Annotated in this window: 10 protein-coding genes and 1 pseudogene; 6 read left to right on the top strand and 5 right to left on the bottom strand. The window is 73.0% G+C overall.

Going from position 1 to position 18384, the window contains the following annotated elements; all coding sequences use genetic code 11:
* Nucleotides 1-4263 (bottom strand): annotated as a pseudogene (locus C4U44_RS35315) (type I polyketide synthase); the annotation flags it as partial.
* Between the two features lie 20 nt (nucleotides 4264-4283).
* On the bottom strand, nucleotides 4284-5618 hold the full coding sequence (locus tag C4U44_RS35310; RefSeq protein WP_103890171.1) for a PucR family transcriptional regulator: 1335 nt from the start codon (nucleotides 5616-5618) through the stop codon (nucleotides 4284-4286).
* Between the two features lie 391 nt (nucleotides 5619-6009).
* Between C4U44_RS35310 and C4U44_RS35305 the strand changes: the two genes are divergently transcribed.
* On the top strand, nucleotides 6010-6558 hold the full coding sequence (locus tag C4U44_RS35305) for a peptide-methionine (S)-S-oxide reductase (RefSeq protein ID WP_103890170.1): 549 nt from the start codon (nucleotides 6010-6012) through the stop codon (nucleotides 6556-6558).
* Nucleotides 6559-6618: 60 nt separating this feature from the next.
* Here the strand turns inward: C4U44_RS35305 and C4U44_RS35300 are convergent, their stop codons facing one another.
* Nucleotides 6619-7947 carry an acyltransferase domain-containing protein gene (locus tag C4U44_RS35300; RefSeq protein WP_103890169.1) on the bottom strand — a complete coding sequence of 443 codons (1329 nt, stop codon included), beginning with the start codon at nucleotides 7945-7947 and terminating at the stop codon, nucleotides 6619-6621.
* A 416-nt stretch (nucleotides 7948-8363) separates the two neighbouring features.
* On the opposite strand from C4U44_RS35300, the gene C4U44_RS35295 reads away from it, so the two are divergent.
* The 3 genes from C4U44_RS35295 to C4U44_RS35285 all read left to right on the top strand — a co-directional run bounded on the left by C4U44_RS35295 (nucleotide 8364) and on the right by C4U44_RS35285 (nucleotide 11260).
* Nucleotides 8364-9611, top strand: a complete 1248-nt coding sequence (locus C4U44_RS35295; protein ID WP_103890168.1) for an acyltransferase family protein — start codon at nucleotides 8364-8366, stop codon at nucleotides 9609-9611.
* Between the two features lie 276 nt (nucleotides 9612-9887).
* The gene (wrbA, locus tag C4U44_RS35290; protein WP_103890167.1) at nucleotides 9888-10490 is read left to right on the top strand and encodes an NAD(P)H:quinone oxidoreductase; all 603 of its coding nucleotides are present in this window, start codon (nucleotides 9888-9890) and stop codon (nucleotides 10488-10490) included.
* Between the two features lie 179 nt (nucleotides 10491-10669).
* Nucleotides 10670-11260 (top strand): lytic polysaccharide monooxygenase auxiliary activity family 9 protein, encoded by a 591-nt coding sequence (locus tag C4U44_RS35285; RefSeq protein ID WP_103890166.1) that lies wholly within the window; start codon nucleotides 10670-10672, stop codon nucleotides 11258-11260.
* 116 nt (nucleotides 11261-11376) lie between these two features.
* On the opposite strand, the gene thrS is transcribed toward C4U44_RS35285, so the two are convergent.
* Nucleotides 11377-12615 carry a threonine--tRNA ligase gene (thrS, locus tag C4U44_RS35280; protein ID WP_103890207.1) on the bottom strand — a complete coding sequence of 413 codons (1239 nt, stop codon included), beginning with the start codon at nucleotides 12613-12615 and terminating at the stop codon, nucleotides 11377-11379.
* 358 nt (nucleotides 12616-12973) lie between these two features.
* On the opposite strand from thrS, the gene C4U44_RS35275 reads away from it, so the two are divergent.
* Together C4U44_RS35275 and C4U44_RS35270 are read left to right on the top strand one after the other, a co-directional pair.
* Nucleotides 12974-14458 (top strand): serine/threonine-protein kinase, encoded by a 1485-nt coding sequence (locus C4U44_RS35275; protein ID WP_160145175.1) that lies wholly within the window; start codon nucleotides 12974-12976, stop codon nucleotides 14456-14458.
* Nucleotides 14459-14537: 79 nt separating this feature from the next.
* Nucleotides 14538-15083, top strand: a complete 546-nt coding sequence (locus tag C4U44_RS35270; RefSeq protein WP_103890164.1) for a VOC family protein — start codon at nucleotides 14538-14540, stop codon at nucleotides 15081-15083.
* Between the two features lie 58 nt (nucleotides 15084-15141).
* Here the strand turns inward: C4U44_RS35270 and C4U44_RS35265 are convergent, their stop codons facing one another.
* Nucleotides 15142-18366, bottom strand: a complete 3225-nt coding sequence (locus tag C4U44_RS35265) for a glycoside hydrolase family 38 N-terminal domain-containing protein (protein ID WP_103890163.1) — start codon at nucleotides 18364-18366, stop codon at nucleotides 15142-15144.
* Nucleotides 18367-18384 lie beyond the last annotated feature (18 nt).

Raw genomic sequence — 18384 nt, 5'->3', positions numbered from 1 at the left:
CAGGAGGTGGCGGGCCCCGTAGGCGGTGACGAGGTGGTGGGCGAAGAGCGTGCCGAGGGCTCCGGTGCCGCCGGTGATCAGGACCGTGCCCTCCGGCGTCAACTCCGGCCCGGCCGCGATGCTTTCGTGCACCCGGGCGAGCCGGGGGGTGCTCGCGCGCCCCTCGCGCAGCGCCAGTTGCTCGTGGCCGGAGACGAGGGCGGCGGGCAACTGCGCGGCGCTCGCCGCGCTGCCGTCGATGTCGATCAGCGTGATCCGGCCCGGGTTCTCCACCTGGGCCGACCGGACCAGGCCCCACACGGGGGCCGAGCCGAGTTCGAGGTCCTCGCCGTCGCGGGTGGCGACGGCGTTCCGCGTCACCAGCACCAGCCGCGCGACCCCGGACGCCAGCCCGTCCTGCACCAGTGCGAGCGCCCGCGCGGTGGCCCGGTGCGCCGCGGCCACCGGTTCGCCGGCGCCCGACTCGTCGATCACCGCGACCAGGATGTCGCCGGCGGCCTCCGCGGCGTGCCGCACCGGGCGCGCCGGATCCGCCAGCGGGGTGTCCCCGAGCGCGGCCCAGCGGGCCGGGTCGAGGTCCTCCGGGTCGGGCAGGACGACCGGCGACCAGACCACGTGGAAGAGCGAGTCACCGGTGCCGGGGGCGGGCCGCTCCGCGGGAGCGGCCGGGCGCCGGCGCAACGCGCGCACCTCGGCGACCGGTTCCCCGGCCTCGTCGGCCAGCCACAGCCGGAACCCGTCCTCGCCCTTGGGCCGGATCCGGACGCGCAGCGCGCGCGGTCCGGCGGCATACAGGTCGAACCCGTGCCAGGACAGGTCCGAGGGGTTCTGCCCGGTCGCCAGCAGCGGGTGCAGCGCGGCGTCGAGCAGCGCCGGATGGATCCCGAACGCGCCCGGCTCGGTGCCGTCGGGAAGCCGCACCTCGGCGAGGAGTTCCTCGCCGAGCCGCCACATCGCCGCCAGCCCCTGGAAGGACGGCCCGTAGGCGCGGCCGTCCTGCGCCGACTTCGCGTAGAGGCCGTCGAGTTCGACCGGTGCCGCGCCGGGGGGCGGCCAGGCGGCCTGGGAGATCATCGGTGCCGGCGTCGGCTCGGTGAGCAGGCCGGTGGCGTGCACCCTCCACGCGGCGTCCCGGTCCTCGGGGGCCCGGGGATCCCTGCGGTCCTTGCGGTCGGGCCGGGAGCCGACGGTGATCCGCCGCCGCCCGTCCTCGCCGGGCGCGCCCACGGCCACCTGCACCCGGACCGCGCCGCCGTCGGGGACGGTGAGCGGCACGTCGACGGCCAGCTCGGCCAGGCCGGAACAGCCGACCTCGTCGCCCGCCCGGACCGCCAGGTCGGCGAGGGCCGCGGAGGGCAGCGTCATCTCGCCGTCCACGCGGTGGTCGGCGAGCCAGGGGTGGCTGTGCAGCGACAGGCGCCCGGTGAGGACCGCCTCGTCGGTGCCGGCGAGCGCGACGGACTCCGTGAGCACCGGGTGTTCCGGTGAAAGGCCCGGGCCGCCGGTCCGCGCGCCCGAGGAGATGCTGTCCAGCCAGTAGTCCTGGTGCTGGAAGGGATACGTGGGCAGGTCGATCAGATCGCCGCCGCGGCCGGCCAGGACCGTCGACCACCCCACGGTGCGACCCGCCACGTGCAGCCGCGCCAGCCCCGAGACCAGCGCCCGCACCTGGGAGTGGTCACGACGCTGCAGCGCCACGAACGACCCGTCCACGCACGCCGGGCCCATCGCCGACAGCACACCCTCCGGCCCGATCTCCACGAACCGGGTCACGCCCCGGTCCCGCAGCCACTCCAGGTGGTCGGCGAACCGCACCGGCTGCCGCACGTGCTCCACCCAGTACGCCGCCGAGCCCACCCCCTCGCCACCGGCCATCGGCACGGCCGGCGCCGACCACTCGACCCCGCCCGCCACCGATCCGAACTCCTCCAGCACCGGGTCCATCAGCGGCGAATGGAACGCATGCGACACCGCCAGCCGCCGCACCTTGCGCCCCCACCCCCGCACCGCGTCCACCACGCCCGCCACGGACTCCTCCGCCCCCGACACCACCACCGCCGAGGGCCCGTTCACCGCCGCCAACCCCACCTGGTCCTCCAACCCCACCAGCAGCGCGGCGACTTCCGCCTCGCTCGCCTCCACCGCGACCATCACCCCGCCCGACGGCAGGGCCTGCATCAACCGGCCGCGCGCCGCCACCACCCGGCACGCGTCGGCCAGCCCCAGCACCCCGACGCAGTGCGCCGCCGCCAGCTCGCCCACCGAGTGGCCCGTCACGAAGTCCGGAGCCACGCCCCACGACTCCAGCAGCCGGAACAGCGCCACCTCGAACGCGAAGAGCGCCGGCTGCGTCCACCCGGTCTCGTCCAGCCCCTCACCGCCGAACACCACGTCCTTCAACGACCCCGGCAGCAACCCCTCGAAGCCGGCGCACACCTCGTCGAACGCCGCGGCGAACACGGGGAACGCCTCGCACAACTCCCGCCCCATCCCGGCCCGCTGCGCACCCTGGCCGGTGAACACGAACGCTGTGCCCCCCGTGCCCGCCGCACCCGACACCACACCCGCATCCGTGCCACCCGACGCGAGCACACCCAGCCCCGCCACCAGCTCGTCACGGTCACCCGCCACCACCACAGCGCGGTGATCGAAGACCGTGCGGGTGGCGGCCAGCGAGAGCGCGAGGTCCAGCGGGTCCGCGGACCGCGCGGTGGCCAGCAACCGCCCGGCCTGGGCGGCGAGCGCGGCAGGCGTACGGGCGGACAGCGCCACCGGCACGGCCGGCAGCGCGGGCGACTGCGTGCGCGCCTCTCCGGCCGGCTGGGCTTCTCCGGTCGGCCGGACCGCTTCGGCCGGCTGGACCTCCTCGGCCGGCGGGACCGGCGGCTCGGGGGCCTGTTCGAGGACGACGTGCGCGTTGGTGCCGCTCACCCCGAAGGAGGAGACCGCCGCCCGCCGGGGCCGCCCGGTCCTGGGCCACGGCCGGTTCTCGGTCACCAGCTCGATCGCCCCGGCGGTCCAGTCCACCGCGGGCGTCGGCTCGTCGATGTGCAGGGTCCTCGGCACCGTGCCGTGCCGCATCGCCATGACCATCTTGATCACGCCGGCCACGCCGGCGGCCGCCTGGGTGTGCCCGATGTTCGACTTCAACGAGCCCAGCAGCAGCGGCTGGTCCTCCGGCCGGGACTGGCCGTAGGTCGCCAGCAGCGCCTGCGCCTCGATCGGGTCGCCGAGCATGGTGCCGGTGCCGTGCGCGTCCACGACGTCGACCTCGGCGGGGGACAGGCCCGCGTTCGCCAGGGCCCGGCGGATCACCCGCTGCTGCGAGGGACCGCTCGGCGCGGTCAGCCCGTTGGAGGCGCCGTCGGAGTTCACCGCGGTGCCGCGGATCACCGCCAGCACCGGGTGGCCGAGTCGCTGGGCGTCGGACAGCCGTGCCAGCATCAGCATGCCGGCGCCCTCGGAGAAGCCGGTGCCGTCCGCGGAGGCCGAGAACGCCTTGCAGCGTCCGTCCGGCGCCAGCCCGCGCTGCCGGGAGAACTCCACGAAGCCGTCCGGGATCGGGATCACCATCGCCCCGCCGGCCAGCGCCAGCGAGCACTCGCCGGCGCGCAGCGCCGACACGGCGTGGTGGATCGACACCAGCGACGAGGAGCAGGCCGTGTCCATGCTGACCGTCGGCCCCTCCAGGCCGAGGACGTAGGAGATCCGGCCGGACGCGACACTGGTGAGCATCCCGGTCATGGCGTGGCCCTCGACGCCGGTCGCCGTGGAGTCGATCGTGGAGTCGTAGCCGGTGTACATCACGCCGACGAAGACCCCGGTGTCGCTGCCCCGCAGGGCGCGCGGGTCCATCCGGGCGCGCTCGACCGCCTCCCAGGTGGTCTCCAGCAGCAGCCGCTGCTGCGGGTCCATCGCCAGCGCCTCGCGCGGCGAGATCCCGAAGAACGCCGGGTCGAAGCCCTTGACGTCGCTGAGGAAGCCGCCCTCACGTGCGTAGAAGCTGCCGGGGGCGTCGGGGTCCGGATCGTACATGCCCTCGACGTCCCAGCCGCGGTCGCCGGGGAAGGGGCTGATCGCGTCGACGCCGTCGGCGGCCACCCGCCACAGGTCGTCGGGCGTCAGCACGTCGCCGGGGTAGCGGCAGCTCATGCCCAGCACCGCGATGGGCTCGGAACGGCTCGACTCCAGTTCCTCGACCCGGGCCCGCGCCTTGTGCAGGTCCGCGGTCACCCACTTGAGGTAGTCGAGCAGCTTTCCGTCCTTGTTGGTCTGCTCCGCGCTCATCTGCCCACCGCCCGAATCGAGTTCTCCAGTCCCGCCGCGGGCCCCTCGCCGGCCAGTACCGATGAGCCGAGCCGTCCCGCCAGGTAGAGCGCCAGGTGCAGCCGGAGCCGGTCCTCGCGCAGGGACCGCCCGAGGAGCTGCTCCGCCTTCTTCACCCGGTACGCCACGGTGTTCTTCGCGATGTGCAGGTGCTTGGCCGTCACGGCCACGCCGCGCTCGTTGTCCAGCAGGCAGCACACGGTCTCCCGCAGCGCGGCCATGGACCGGTTGTCGGCGGCGAGCGGGCCGAGTTCGCGGCGCACGAAGTCCGCGGTGCCCTCGGCGTCGTCGCCGAGCAGGATCACCAGCTCCAGGTCGCCGTAGTCGCACAGCCGGGACGGGCCCGGCTCGGTGATGCGGCCGACCCGCTCGGCGGTGATCGCCTGCTCGTGGGAGCGCAGGAAGCCGGCCACACCGTCGCCGGGCAGCCCGGACGCCACATGGACGTGCGGGGGCAGCTGCACCGGCTTGTCCGAGTGCCGCAGCTCGCCCGGGCGGTCGCTGGCGCGGCCGCCCCACGCCCACAACCGCCCCGGGCCCGCGGGCAGCAGCAGCATGCTGGAGCAGTCGGCCTGATCCAGCAGGCGCACCGCCGCGGTCTCCAGTTCCCGGCTGCTGTCGGGCGTGATCTCGTCCTGCCACAGGACGAGGGCGACATGATGCAGCGTCAGGTCGTAGCGCAGCTGGCGCAGCGCCCTTCGCGTGTCGACCGGCTGGCCCTTGAGGATCGCGGACACCAGCTCGAAGCGCTCGCCCACCGATCCGGTGAACCAGCGGTTGCGCTCGGCGGCGAACTTCTCGGTCACCGCGGCGGAGAGGGTCTCCATCCCCTCGAACAGCGCGGCCGAGATGGAACGCATCATGGCCGGCTGGTCCTCGGTGGGGATCATCGCGTCACGGAACTCGAAGAGGTCGTGGGTGAAACGCGCGTGAGCCGCCCTGACGTATCCGAGCAGGGGATCGACGGTCGCGTTGTCGCCGATGCGCTCCCGAATGGCGTGGGTGAGCTCCGCGGAAAGCAGTCCGGTAATGGCGCGCACGCCGCTCAGCCGCAGGACGACCCAGAGCGCTATCGCCTCGACGAGTCTCGTCTCGCTGCAGGACTTCTGGTCGAAGCGGGCGAACGGCTCACCGGCCAGCTCGGCCATGAGCAGGCGGCTCTTCTCGATCGCCCACCCGGTCGTGCCCGAGCCGACGCGGGCGACGACCTCCTCGACCAGCTGCGGGTCCGTCATCGGCAGGTGGAGCACCGAGGGGTCGGCGGGGCGCAGCAGATGCAGCAGGTGCAGCACTGAATGGGTGGGGGTAGTCCGTGGTTGCGCAGGGATAGTGGCCTGTGATATCGGATATCCAGACAACGAGTAGCCTCCGTACCGGAAATCGGACGCGACTTGGTGTCGGCAGCCTTCCACGGTTTCCGCAGCGGTGGGTAATCACCCGGTAACCGCGTACGAAGTGCGGAATTACCGCTCGATGGCCGGGCGCGGTTCACTCGCGCGCTACCCTCCGGTTCGCGACCCGCGAGATCGTCCGGACTCCGTCCCGTCCCGATAGCCCCGCGCCGGCCGCCTCGCCCCCGGCGGCCGGGCCCGCTCCGCATCGTCCCCGGCCGCGGACCGGGCGGGTTCCCCGCTGATATCATCAATCTCATCATTCGGACGAGAGTCTGGGAAGGAATTTCGGATGGCCGATGAAACATCCGTGAACGGCGTATTAGAGACGCTTACTCTCGGCCCCGGTTGTTTCTGGTGTTTCGACGCGGTGGCGCGCCGGATCCCCGGGATCACGTCAAGTGTCTCCGGATTCGCCGGAGATGACGGCCCGCTTCCCGATTACGAGGCGTATGAACGCTACGGGCTCAACCCGCAGAAATTCGTCGAGGCGGTGCGGCTGACGTTCCGTCCGGACGAGATCTCCTTCGAGGAGGTACTCGACCTCTTCTTCCAGAGCCATGACGCGACCACGCCCAACCAGAGCGGCGCGAACTTCGGCTCCGTCTACCATTCGACCGTCTTCTACGCCGACGACGAGCAGCGCGTGCGCTCCGAGAAGGTCATGGAGCTGGTCCGGCAGCAACTCGGCCGGGACATCGTGACCGACCTGCGGCCGTTCGGCCAGTTCATCGAGGCGGACGCCGACCAGCAGGACTTCTACAACCGCAACCGCTTCGAGCCGTACTGCCGGGTGGTCATCGAGCCGAAGCTGCGGCAGCTGGGGCTGGACGTCGACTGACCTCGCCCGTACGGGAGTCCGGGAGGCCCGGGGGCGAAGGCCCCCGGGCCTCCCGCCCGTTCAGGGGCCGACGGGCGCGAAGGCCGCGCTCCAGTCGACCGCCACGCCGTGCACGTACGCCTCGGCCAGCGCCGAGAGGAACCGGCCCATCCCGCCGTCCTCCTTGCGCAGCGTCGCCATCAGCACCGCGGAGCGGCCCAGTTCCTCGACGATGTCCTGCATGCCGACGGTGAGCACCGGCTGCGCGCTGCACTCGACGAAGATCGTGTGGCCGTCGGCGACCAGCGAGCGGACCGCCTCGTCGAACCGCACCGTCTGGCGCAGGTTGCGGTACCAGTACTCCGCGGTCAACTCCTCGGTGTCCAGGGGCTTCCCGGTCACCGTGGAGTAGAACGGCACCTCGCCGCGCGCGGGCCGTATCCCGGCGGCCAGATCGAGCAGCGTCCCGCGCAGGTCCTCCACGTGCGGGGAGTGTGCGGCGAAGTCGACGCCCGGCACCTGCCAGCGCATCATCCGCGCCGCGGACAGCGCGGCGCCGAACTCGCGCATCGCCGCCACGTCGCCCGACACCGTGGTGGTGGCCGGCCCGTTCACCGCGGCCACCGACAGGACGTCCTCCCAGTCGGCGAGCAGCGCGCGCACCTTGTCCTGGGGGGCCATCACGGTCAGCATCTCGCCCCGGCCGCGGATCGCCGTCAGCGCCTGGCTGCGCAGCGCGACGATCCGCGCCGCGTCCTCCAGCCGCAGCGCGCCGGCGACGTGCGAGGCGACGATCTCGCCCTGCGAGTGGCCGACCGCCGCAGCCGGCTCGACGCCGAACCAGCGCCACAGCCGGGACAGCGACAGCATCATCGAGAACAGCACCGGCTGGACGACGTCCACCCGGTCCAGCGGCGGCGTGCCGGGAACCGCGCGCAGCACGTCCTCCAGGGACCAGTCGACGTACGGCGAGAGCGCCTTCTCGCAGGCCCGGATCTCCCGGGCGAACACCGGTGAGGTGTCCAGCAGTTCCACCGCCATGCCGACCCACTGGGTGCCCTGGCCGGGGAAGACGAACACCGGGCGGGCCTGCGCGCCCCGGGTCGCCCGCCCGCTGACCAGGTTGGGCGCGGACCGCCCCTCGGCGAGCGCGCCCACCGCGGCGAGCAGTTCCGCGCCGTCGCGGCCCAGGGCCACGGCCCGGTACTCGAACGCCGCGCCGGCCGCCACCAGCGAGCGGCCCACCTCGGTGATCTCGTCGGTGACGTCCGGCCCTCCGCCGGACCCGAATCGGGCCAGCAGCCGGGCGGCCTGGGCGCGCAGGCCCGCCTCGCTCCGCCCGGACAGCACCCACGGCACCGTGCCGGATCCTGCGCCGATCCGAACGTCTTGTGTGGCCGGCTTGGTCACGAGCACTCCTCATCCATCAGTGGATTGCGGTGTGCACGATATCCCGCACGCCGGCCGCATTCGCCCATCGCACGGTAATCCAGGCGCGGGCCAGCGGTTACCGGAGAATTACCGGTCGTGGCCGAAAACGTGCGAAGGTGCCGCCACCCCGTCGCGTCCGCTCACTAGTACGGAGGCTACTCGTTGTTGCGATATCCGATATCGCAGAAGGCCTTTTCTGCGACAACCCAGACCCCGCCCACCCGTCCCCTTCCGCACCTGCCGGGCCTCGCTGGCGACCCCACCCGCCGGCTGCCGGTGACGCGCCAGCAAATCCCCGTTGAACTGGGCTTCTTCAGCCGTTCCAGCGAGCCGGTCGGCCGGCTCGGCGTCGCCCGCGCGGTGCCGCCCCGGCCCGCTCGATCCCGGATCACGTCATGGTGACCCAGCGCACGGATGCGAGCGTGGGCCGCGCCCTCGCACCGGCACAGGAGGGATACTCGCGGCTTCCGTCGCTGACCGGACTGCGATTCCTGGCGGCCTTTATGGTCTTCGTCACGCACGTCCTCGTCTACACGACAATCGTCCCCGGGCACACCGGAGATCAGCTCAGAAAGGCATTCACCCTCTCCGGCTCCTACGGTGTCGGTTTCTTCTTCATCCTCAGCGGTTTCGTGCTGACCTGGACCGCGCAGTCGGACGACACGGCGCCGTCGTTCTGGCGCCGCCGGCTGGTGAAGATCGGCCCCATGCACCTGGTCACCTTCGGGCTGGCGGCCCTCATGGTCGCCGACACCAACCGGCCGACCCGCACGGTCGACTGGATCGCGTCCGGGACCATGCAGCAGTCGTGGTTCCGCGACGTGCAGACCGTCTCGGCGGTCAACGGCGTGACCTGGTCGATGACGTGTGAGTTCTTCTTCTACCTGAGCTTCCCGGTGCTGCTGTTCGGGCTGCGCCGGATCAGCGAGAAGTGGCTGTGGCCGACACTGGCCACGGTGCTGGCGCTGATCGTCGGGGTGTTCCTCATCGCCACCTACGTGGTGAGCGACCAGCCGCGGCTCGCCCTCTTCGGCGTCTCCGGGGTGTCGTTCTCCCAGGTGTGGCTGGTGTACTTCTTCCCGCCGGTACGCGCCCTGGAGTTCGTGCTGGGCATCGTGCTGGCCCGGATCGTCGCGGCGGGCCGGTGGCCGCGCTTCATCAGCCTGGCGCCCGCCTTCGTGCTCGCCGCCGGCGGATACGTGCTGGCGGTGCACGAGCCCTACCTGGCCGGCTCCGCCGGTGTCGGGACGGTGCTGACCGCGCCGCTGATCGCCGCCGCTGCGGTGGCGGACCGGCAGGGCGCCGCCTCGGTGTTCCGCAGGCGGCCGATGGTGTTCCTGGGCGAGATCTCCTTCGCCTTCTACATGGTCCACTGGATCATCCTGGTGGAGACCGCCCACCTCATCGGCACCCGGACGTTCTCGCTGCCGACCGCCGTCTTCCTGGTGATCGGCCTGCTGGTGGTGATCTGCCTGGCCGCCTTCCTCCTGTACCGGTGCGTGGAGACGCCGCTGGTGCGGCGGTTCGGCCGCCGGCACCTGAACGCGGGCCGAACGGCGCGGTCCCCGGGTGCGGACGGCCTCCGCGTCCCGGCGGGCGAGGCGTCCGCCGCGGCCGGAGCGGGGGAGTCGGATCCGATGTAGCGGAGCGGAGCGAGCAGGCGGCGCGCGTCCCGGGTCGGTCCCGGAGGCGTGCGCCGCTCTGCTGTTCGGCCTGCGCGCCGGCCCGAGCGCGTTTCACGGCCGCCGTACGGGTGAACCGCGGGCGGTACAGCATGCCGGTCGCCGCGGGGAGCGGGCGCAGCGCGGACAGTGGGGGCGCGTGACCGGGATGCGCCACCGCGCCACCGCGTCGTCGCAGCCGCGCACTTACGCACCTACGCACACCGCATCACTGTCGAGCGGGCGGGAGAAACGCACGTGACTGTCCGAGTTGCCGTCATCTACTACAGCGCCACCGGGAACGTCCACCAGCTGGCCCAGGCTGTTGCCAAGGGCGCCGAGAGCCGGGACGCCGAGGTGCGCCTGCGCAGGGCCGCCGAACTCGCCCCGGACCACGCCATCGACGCCAACCCGGCCTGGCGCGCGCATGTGGACGCCACCAAGGACACGGTGCCGGAGGCGACCCTGGCGGACCTGGAGTGGGCCACCGCCTACGCCTTCGGCTCGCCGACCCGCTTCGGCAACGTCACGGCCCAGCTCAAGCAGTTCATCGACTCCACCGGCACGCAGTGGCAGGCCGGTGTCTTCCACAACAAGCCCGCCACCAGCTTCACGTCGGCCATGAACCGGCACGGCGGCCTGGAGTCCACCCTGCTGTCGATGAACAACGTCTTCTACCACTGGGGTTGCATCATCGTCCCGCCCGGCTACACCGACCCGCTGCTGTTCGCGGCGGGCGGCAACCCGTACGGCACGAGCTGGCCGAGCGGCGGCGGCGAGGGCCCGGACCAGGCGACGCTGGACGCGGCGCACTATCAGGGCAGGCACCTGGCCGACATCGCCGACCAGCTCACGAGCTGACGGGTCGTCATAGCACCCGAGCGGTGCGGCGGCGCGCGCCCTCGCCCGGCCGCGCCGCGCCACCGCACGGGGATTGGCCGAGACTTGATGTGGACATGGTGAATTCTTGGGGCTAGCGTGCGATTTGGTCTAGACCTGATCCGGGTTTCTGGACCTGCCCCCCACCCCTGGAGTCCACCATGCGCAAGAAGATCGCCACCGCGGTGGTCGGCCTCGGCGTCGCCTCCGCCTTCGCCCTGAGCACCGGCAGCGCCAGCAGCCACGGCTACATCAGCACCCCGCCCAGCCGCGCCGCGCTCTGCGCCGCCGGTACCGTGACCAACTGCGGTGACATCCAGTACGAACCGCAGAGCGTCGAGGGTCCCAAGGGCTTCCCGGCCGCCGGTCCCGCCGACGGCAGCATCTGCAGCGGCGGCATCGCCCGCTTCGCCCAGCTCGACGACCCGCGCGGCGGCGCGTGGCCGGCCACCCACGTCACCGGCGGCCAGAGCTACACCTTCACGTGGAAGCTCACCGCCCAGCACTCGACCACCGACTTCTCCTACTACATCACCAACAGCAGCTACGACCCGACCAAGCCGCTGACCCGCTCCGAGATCACCACCACCCCGTTCCTGACCGTGCCCTACAACGGCGCGCAGCCGCCGGCCACGGTCGTCCACCAGGGCACGATCCCCACCGGGCACACCGGCAAGCAGCTCATCCTCGGCGTGTGGACGATCGCCGACACCGGCAACGCCTTCTACTCCTGCGCGGACGTGCAGTTCTGATCCACCGCGCCCATCCGCGCCCACCCGCGCCGGCGTCCGAGGGGGCCGTCCCGCCCGCTGCCGGGCAGGACGGTCCCTCTCGATGACGGCTCGTCAGAAGGCTGTGTGCGGACGCATCACCGCACCCGGTCGTCCTCCTGCTCGTCCCACAACCGCACGCCGTGCTCCCCGGCCACCGCGGCGATCCGCGCCGCCGCCTCCGCTTCCGGCAGCGGACGCGGCCGCCGCCCGTCGCGCAGCCGCAGCGCGACCAGCCCGTCCGCGACCTCCCTCGGCCCGACCACGGCCTGGTAGGGGACCAGGCGCGCCTGCCGTATGCGCGCGCCGAGGCTGCCGTCCTCGGGATCGGACACCTCCGCCCGCAGCCCGAGTGCCGCGCACCGGGCGGCGAACGCCTCGGCGCTGGCCCGCTGGTCCGCCCCGACCGGCAGCACCACCACCTGCACCGGTGCGAGCCACACCGGGAACGCCCCGCCGTGCACCTCCACCAGATGCGCCACCGCCCGCTCCACGCTCCCGACGACGCTGCGGTGCACCATCACCGGCCGGTGCCTGCCGCCGTCCGCGCCCACGTACCGCAGGTCGAAGCGCTCCGGCTGGTGGAAGTCGACCTGCACGGTGGACAGGGTGGACTCCCGCCCGGCGTGGTCGATGACCTGCACGTCGATCTTCGGCCCGTAGAACGCCGCCTCGCCCTCGTCCGCGTCGTAGGGCAGGCCGAGCCGCTCCAGCACGTCCACCAGTTCCTCGGTCGCCCGCCGCCATGCCTCGGGCGCGGCCACGTACTTGCCGCCCTTGCCCGGGAGCGAGAGGCGGTAGCGGGCCGCGCGGATGCCCATCGCGTCGTAGGCGCGCCCGATCATCTCCAGCGCGCCCGCGGCCTCCTGCCCGACCTGCTCGGGGGTGCAGAAGATGTGCGCGTCGTTGAGCTGGATCGCCCGCACCCGGGTCAGCCCGCCCAGCACGCCCGACAGCTCGGCCCGGAACATGCCGCCCAACTCCGCCATCCGCAGCGGAAGTTCGCGGTAGCTGCGGGCCCGCGAGCGGAAGAGCACCGCGTGGTGCGGGCACAGGCTCGGCCGCAGCACCATCTCCTCGCCGCCCACCTCCATCGGCGGGAACATGTCCTCCCGGTAGTGCGCCCAGTGCCCGGACACCTCGTAGAGCTCCCGCTTGCCGAGCACCGGCGAGTACACGTGCCGGTACCCCGCCGCGCGTTCCTGCCCGCGGATGTACTCCTCCAGCGCGTGCCGCAGCGCCGCGCCGTCGGGCAGCCAGTACGGCAGGCCCGCGCCGATCAAGGGGTCGGTGTCGAACAGGCCGAGCTCGCGGCCGAGCCTGCGGTGGTCGTGCACGGCCTCGCCGTCGATCGCGTTCATGATGCTGCCTCCCAGGGGTGGCGGGGCGGCCCGCGGCAGCACGAAGCCCCGGGGCGTTCGCCCCGGGGCTTCGGACTCAAGACATCGGTCAGCGCGCCGGGACACTCTCCGGCGTCGTCGTCCTCGCGATCATCGCTGCGCGCTGCATACCGGCGAAGCTAACAGGGAGCGGAGCGCGGTGCGACCGATTTATGCGCCGAGGCCGTCCCGCCTCGGGGGAGTCCCGCAAGGTCCGGGGGCAGGAAGCCGATCCTCCCGGCAACCGGCGCCATTGACGCGTGGCGGCGGGAACGCCGTACCGTGGACTCCCACGGGAGCGGCGTGCGGGGGTCGGGTGGGCACTGTGGCGGGTGAGGCGCAGCCGGGCCAACTGGTCGGCGGACGCTATCGGTTGGTACGGAGGCTGGGCGCCGGGGGGTTCGGGCGGGTCTGGCAGGCGCACGACGAGGCGCTGCGCGTCGAGGTCGCGGTCAAGGAGGTCTGGCTGCCACCGGCGATGAACGGCGCGGAGCGGGCCGAGCGGGTCGTGCGGGCCGAGCGGGAGTCCCGTAACGCCGCCAGGCTGCGCAACCATCCGAACATCGTCACCGTGCACGACGTGGTCGTCGAGAACGGGGTGCCCTGGACCGTCATGCAACTGGTCACCGGGACCTCGCTGGCCGACCACGAGACGGCGCACGGACCCTTGCCGGTGGAGGACGTGGCGAAGGTCGCGGCGGCGCTTCTGTCCGCACTCGGCGCCGCTCACGAGGCCGGGATCGTGCACCGGGACGTGAAGCCGGACAACGTGATGCTGGCCGACGACGGCCAGGTGCTGCTCACCGACTTCGGTATCGCGCTCCACCAGGCCGACACCGCCCTGACCGTGGCCGGCGGGTTCATCGGGTCGATCGAGTACGTCGCGCCCGAACGGGCCCGCGGCGCGGACGGGCAGGGGGTGAGCGACCTCTTCTCGCTGGGGGTGACGCTCTATCAGATGCTGGAGGGCATCTCGCCGTTCCGCCGCGACACGCCTACCGCCACGCTCGCCGCGATCCTGCTGGACGAGCCGCCCGCGCCACGGCGCTCCGCTGAACTGGCCCCGCTGATCATCCGGTTGATGACGAAGGACCCGAACCGGCGCCCCACCGTCGTGGCGGCGAAGGCCATGCTGGACGGCATGTCGCTCGGCGGTGGTCCGACAGCCGTGGCCACGGCGCCGGATCTCGCGGTGGCGGCGCCGGAGCCCGCGGGGACCATGGCGCGGGACTCCGCCGTGCCGCCGGACCCCGGGGTAGCTCCCGCCCCTGAGGCCGGGGACGGACCGCACCACGAGCCCGGCAGGCCGAAACGGGGCCGGACAGCGGCCATCGCCGGGGGAGCCGTCGCGGTGGTGGCAGCCATCGTGGTTCCACTCGTGCTGTGGAGCCCGGGGCACCATGCCGCCGAGTTGCCGAGCGGTCTGCGTGATCCCTGCGCGGCCGTGCCGCAGACGGACCTGAACCAGCTCGGTTTTCTGTCCGTCATTCCCACGCACCACACGGACGACGTGCATGGGCACTCCCGGTGGTGCGAGTGGGATGCGAACCCGGGCACCTTGCTCTCGGTCGGCTACGACACCGAGAGTATGGCGAAGGCACGGGCCGGAGACCCCGGCTCGGTGCCGTTCGGGCGCATCAAGGGCGCCTACGAGGTCTGGCGCGCCAACCGGAGCATGTGCGTCCTCACGTGGCCGACGTCGTTCGGGACAGCGGACATGACCTATCAGAACTCCCCGCAGTCCGACTGCTCGACCACCGAGGCACTGGCCCTCATGGCGTACCCGAATCTCTCCCACTGACCGTCCCCGCGACAGCGGGCGAACCCGGCTCGGCCGACGGAGCGCGGCGTTCCGGGGGAGGGGCGGTTAGCGTCGGCGCATGAGGCTCAATCACATCATCATCCCGTGTGACGACGTCGAGCGGCAGCGGAACTTCTGGGAGGCCGCGCTCGGCTCCGGCGGGGGCTTCACCGAGGACGCGGAGTTCTGGTTCCGGGGCAGGGACGAGGAGGTCTCCACGGTCGGCCGCGCGATGGCCGACGGGTACGGGCAGCGGCCACGCTCGACCTGCCTGCGCTTCGTTCCGGACCGCGGCACCGTCGTGGAGGAGACGGCGCGGCTCGTCGCGCTGGGCGCCACGGTGATCCGCAAGTACCACAACGGCTGGGGCTTCGGCGAGGTCGTCCTGGCCGACCCGGAGGGCAACGAGTTCCTGCTGGAGTCCGACGACGAGGACTCCGTGGTCGAGGCGCGCCTGGCGGAGGGCCGGCGCGAGGACGGCGGACCGTTCTGGGCGGACGCGGTGCCGCCGGTACCGCCGGCGGGCACCGTGATCGGTACCGCCTGGGCCCGTACAACCGACACAACCGACACAACTGACACGGTCGACCCGCAATCCCCGGCCCGCCCCGGCGACTCCGGCTGACCCGGCCGCGCCCGGCCGCCTCCGTGGGGACGGGGGCGGGCCGGGCGGAGGGCGGACCTCAGCGGGCCGGCGTGCCCGGGCGCAGGCGGACGGCGCTGCTGCCCAGGCGGGGGATCTCCACCAGGATGTCGTCGCCGTCGCGCGTGACCGGGCCGGCCGGATCGCCGAGGAAGGTGGCGCGTTCGGCGTGCGTGACCGGGAAGCCGCAGGTGAGCCGTACGGTGCGGGGCTCGGTGGCGAACGACTGGAGCCGGACCAGGATGTCGGTGGGGGCCGCCCCACCGGTTCCCCCGTCCCCGGCGGGCCCTGGCACGGGCGCCGCGTCGATGACGCGCACGCTCGGGTCGTCCAGCCGCAGCAGCGCCCGCTCCGCCGCGTCGCCGGCGACGGGTTCGCCGTGGGCGGCGACACCCACCAGCGGGTGGTCGACCTCCTGGGCGGTGCGCAGCGCCAGCGCCTGCGCGGAGATGTCCGTCTCGCCCCGGCGCCGGACCCCGACCGCGTAGCGGAAGGTGGTGTCGAACCCCTGCTGGGACGGGAAGTTGGTGTCCCACAGGTTGTTGTGGACCCACGAGTAGACCGTGCCCGGCTGCCGGGGTGCCGTGGAGTCGGGGAACGGCGCGTACGGCAGCGGGATGGTCTCGGGCTCGACCAGCGGCGCGTCCCGCGTGACCCACGCGACAGGGCCGCCGGAGTCCTCCAGCGCGACGAAGGACCGCACGGCGCGCATGTGCTGGGGAGCGCCGGGGACGTGCGCGAGACCGGTCCCCGTCATCGCGCCGGTGATCTCGTAGTGCACCGACGGGTCGGACAGGGCGAACGGGAAGGCCAGGTAGGCGCTCTCCTTCGTCATCGTCGCGGGCTTGTCGAAGCGGTTGTCGATCACCACGTGCGCGTCGTCGCGGCCCAGGCTGATCGTGGTCCGGGCCCGGCGCACCCCGTCCGCGGCGTACTCGTACGTCAGGCGCCGGCCGACGGCGTCGTCGACGCGTTCGAGCAGCACGCCCGGGCGCGCCAGGGAACGGGAGCCGAGCAGTTCCAGCTCGTCGCTCGAAGTGGTCTTGTTGGCCTGGTGGTTGTAGCCGGGAGCGGTGGTGTACGTGTCGTAGACGTAGCCGTTGAAGCCCACCACGGCCTCGGTGTCGACGAGTTCGCGGCCGGTCGCCTTCTCGGTGATCTCGGCGACGCAGCAGCGGGCGAGGTCGACGCGCACCCTGAGGTGGTCGTTCTCCAGGACCAGGTTCTCGGCGGACGGCGGCGGGACGTCGGGACCGCGCCCGTCGCCGCCGCGGTCCCGGTCGTCGTCGGCGTTGGCCCGCAGGCGCCGGGCCGGGCCCTGCTCGGTGGTGGTGAGGTCGAGGCGGACCAGCCCGAGCGGCGGCACGTCGGGCACCTCGACGTGCAGCCAGCGTCCGGCGTCGCGGTGGACGGGGTTGGTCTGCGGCTCCTCCACGACCGGCAGGTGCTTGCCGGTGCGGCCGTCGGCGACGGACACGCCCCGGTCCAGCGGGACGCGGCTCTCCCGCAGGAACAGCGCGACCACCGAAGTGCGGGGCGCCGAGGTGGTGTTGACCGCCCAGAAGGTGGCGCAGGCGCCGGCCGCCGCCGGCAGCACCGCGCCCAGCGCGGAGGAGGCGTGGTCGAGGAAGGTGTCGGCGTCGTTGTCGCCGTGCAGGGCGTAGCCGTACTTCCAGTGCCACTGCTGGTCACCGGAGTGCATGCCGGTGTCGCCGTGCGTCCAGGGGTCGCCCGCGCCCCAGGTGTGCTCGTTGAACAGCGAGATCGACCGGTACACGCCGGCCGCACCGCGCCGGGCGTCCTCGGCGTGCGCGGGCGCCGGCCCCGCGGGATCGCTGAGGGCCGCCATGCCGTACAGGGTCGACGCGTCGGTCACGGTGGACTGCGCGCGGCGGACCATGGCCTGCGGCCGGGCGCCCGAGCCGACGCCCTCCACCCACCAGTCGCCCCAGTCGCCCTCGAAGACGGGGACGGCGTCGCCCAGCCGCTGCTCGGCGTCGGTGAAGAAGTCCGTGTTCGTGGAGAGCCGCAGGGTCGGCGCGGCCCAGGTCTCGTTCCAGCGGCGCACGGTCTCGGCCAGGATCAGCCGCGGCGGCGCGTTGTCGCCGAAGTGCCCCTGCACCCGCAGGTGCAGCAGGTCCCACGGGTACGGGTCGCGGTGCCCCGCGGTCGGCCCCGGCGAACCGAACAGCTCGGGCGGTATCGGGTAGGGATTGGTGGCCAGGGCCGTCAGGTAGGCGGGCAGCAGGTCGTCCACCATCTCGTAGGAGGTGTCGAAGCCGAGCACGGGCCCTTCCATGTAGGCCAGCCCGTGCGGGCTGTCGGTCATCCAGGTGAGGAGCTCGTTCCCGGACGGGGCGCGCCAGCGGAACAGCCGGGGGAGCTGCGCCCCGCCGTTCATGTTGGGCACCGAGCGGCCGGCCCAGTTGTGCGCGACCGACAGGTAGCGCACGCCGAGCGGGGCCAGCGCGTCGGGCAGCCCGGCGACGGTGCCGGGCACGTCGGTCTGCATGGCGCTGCGGAACTCGACGCCGTGCGCCTGCTTGACGCTGCGGGCCAGCCGCAGGAGTTCGTGCAGCTCGTCCGTGGAGCAGGTGTCGGTGTGCAGGTTGTACGGCATGGCGGTCAGCTCGATCTGGCCGGCCTTCACGCGGGCGATGAACTCGGCGACCCGCTGCGGCGGCCGGGCCGCGGCCCACTGCTCGAAGGACCACAGCGACTCCACCGCCCAGCGGAACTTCGCGTGGTCGTCCCAGCCGTCGGTGGCCCGGGTCAGGTCGAGGCAGGAGTCGAGGAACGCGACGTGCTCGCCGAGCACCGTGCCCTGCGGGTCGGTGTAGCCGATGTCGAGGTGCGAGTGGTGCACCAGATGGATCGTCCACTCCCGCGGCGGCTCCAGCCGGAAGGCCAGCACGGCGGTGGCGCCGTGACCGGTCGCGGTGATGCGCACGTCACGTGGGCCGTCCTCCAGGGGCAGCAGCAGCCGCTGCCCGCCGGGCGCCGGCACCGCCTGCACCGGGATCGGTCCGTGCCCGGCGGCCTCGGCGGTGAAGGTCCACCCGGCGTGGCCGGCCGGATCGCCGCCGATCAGGATCCGCACGCAGCGCAGCGCGCCGTCCGGGGTACGCCGGACGAGGTGTTCGGGCATGGCGCGCAGCGAGGTGCCGCCGGCCTGGGCGGTCGCCGCCACGGCGAGCCCGACCATGCTGTGGCGGGCCTTGTCGGTCGACCAACGGCGGTCGCGTACGAGGGCACGCGTCGTCATGAGCTGTCTCTCCCAAGG

This window comes from Actinacidiphila yanglinensis, from assembly GCF_900107965.1.
GTDB lineage: Bacteria > Actinomycetota > Actinomycetes > Streptomycetales > Streptomycetaceae > Actinacidiphila > Actinacidiphila yanglinensis.
Note: the sequence above shows the minus strand (reverse complement) of the source record. Positions and strands in the feature narration are given on the sequence as shown.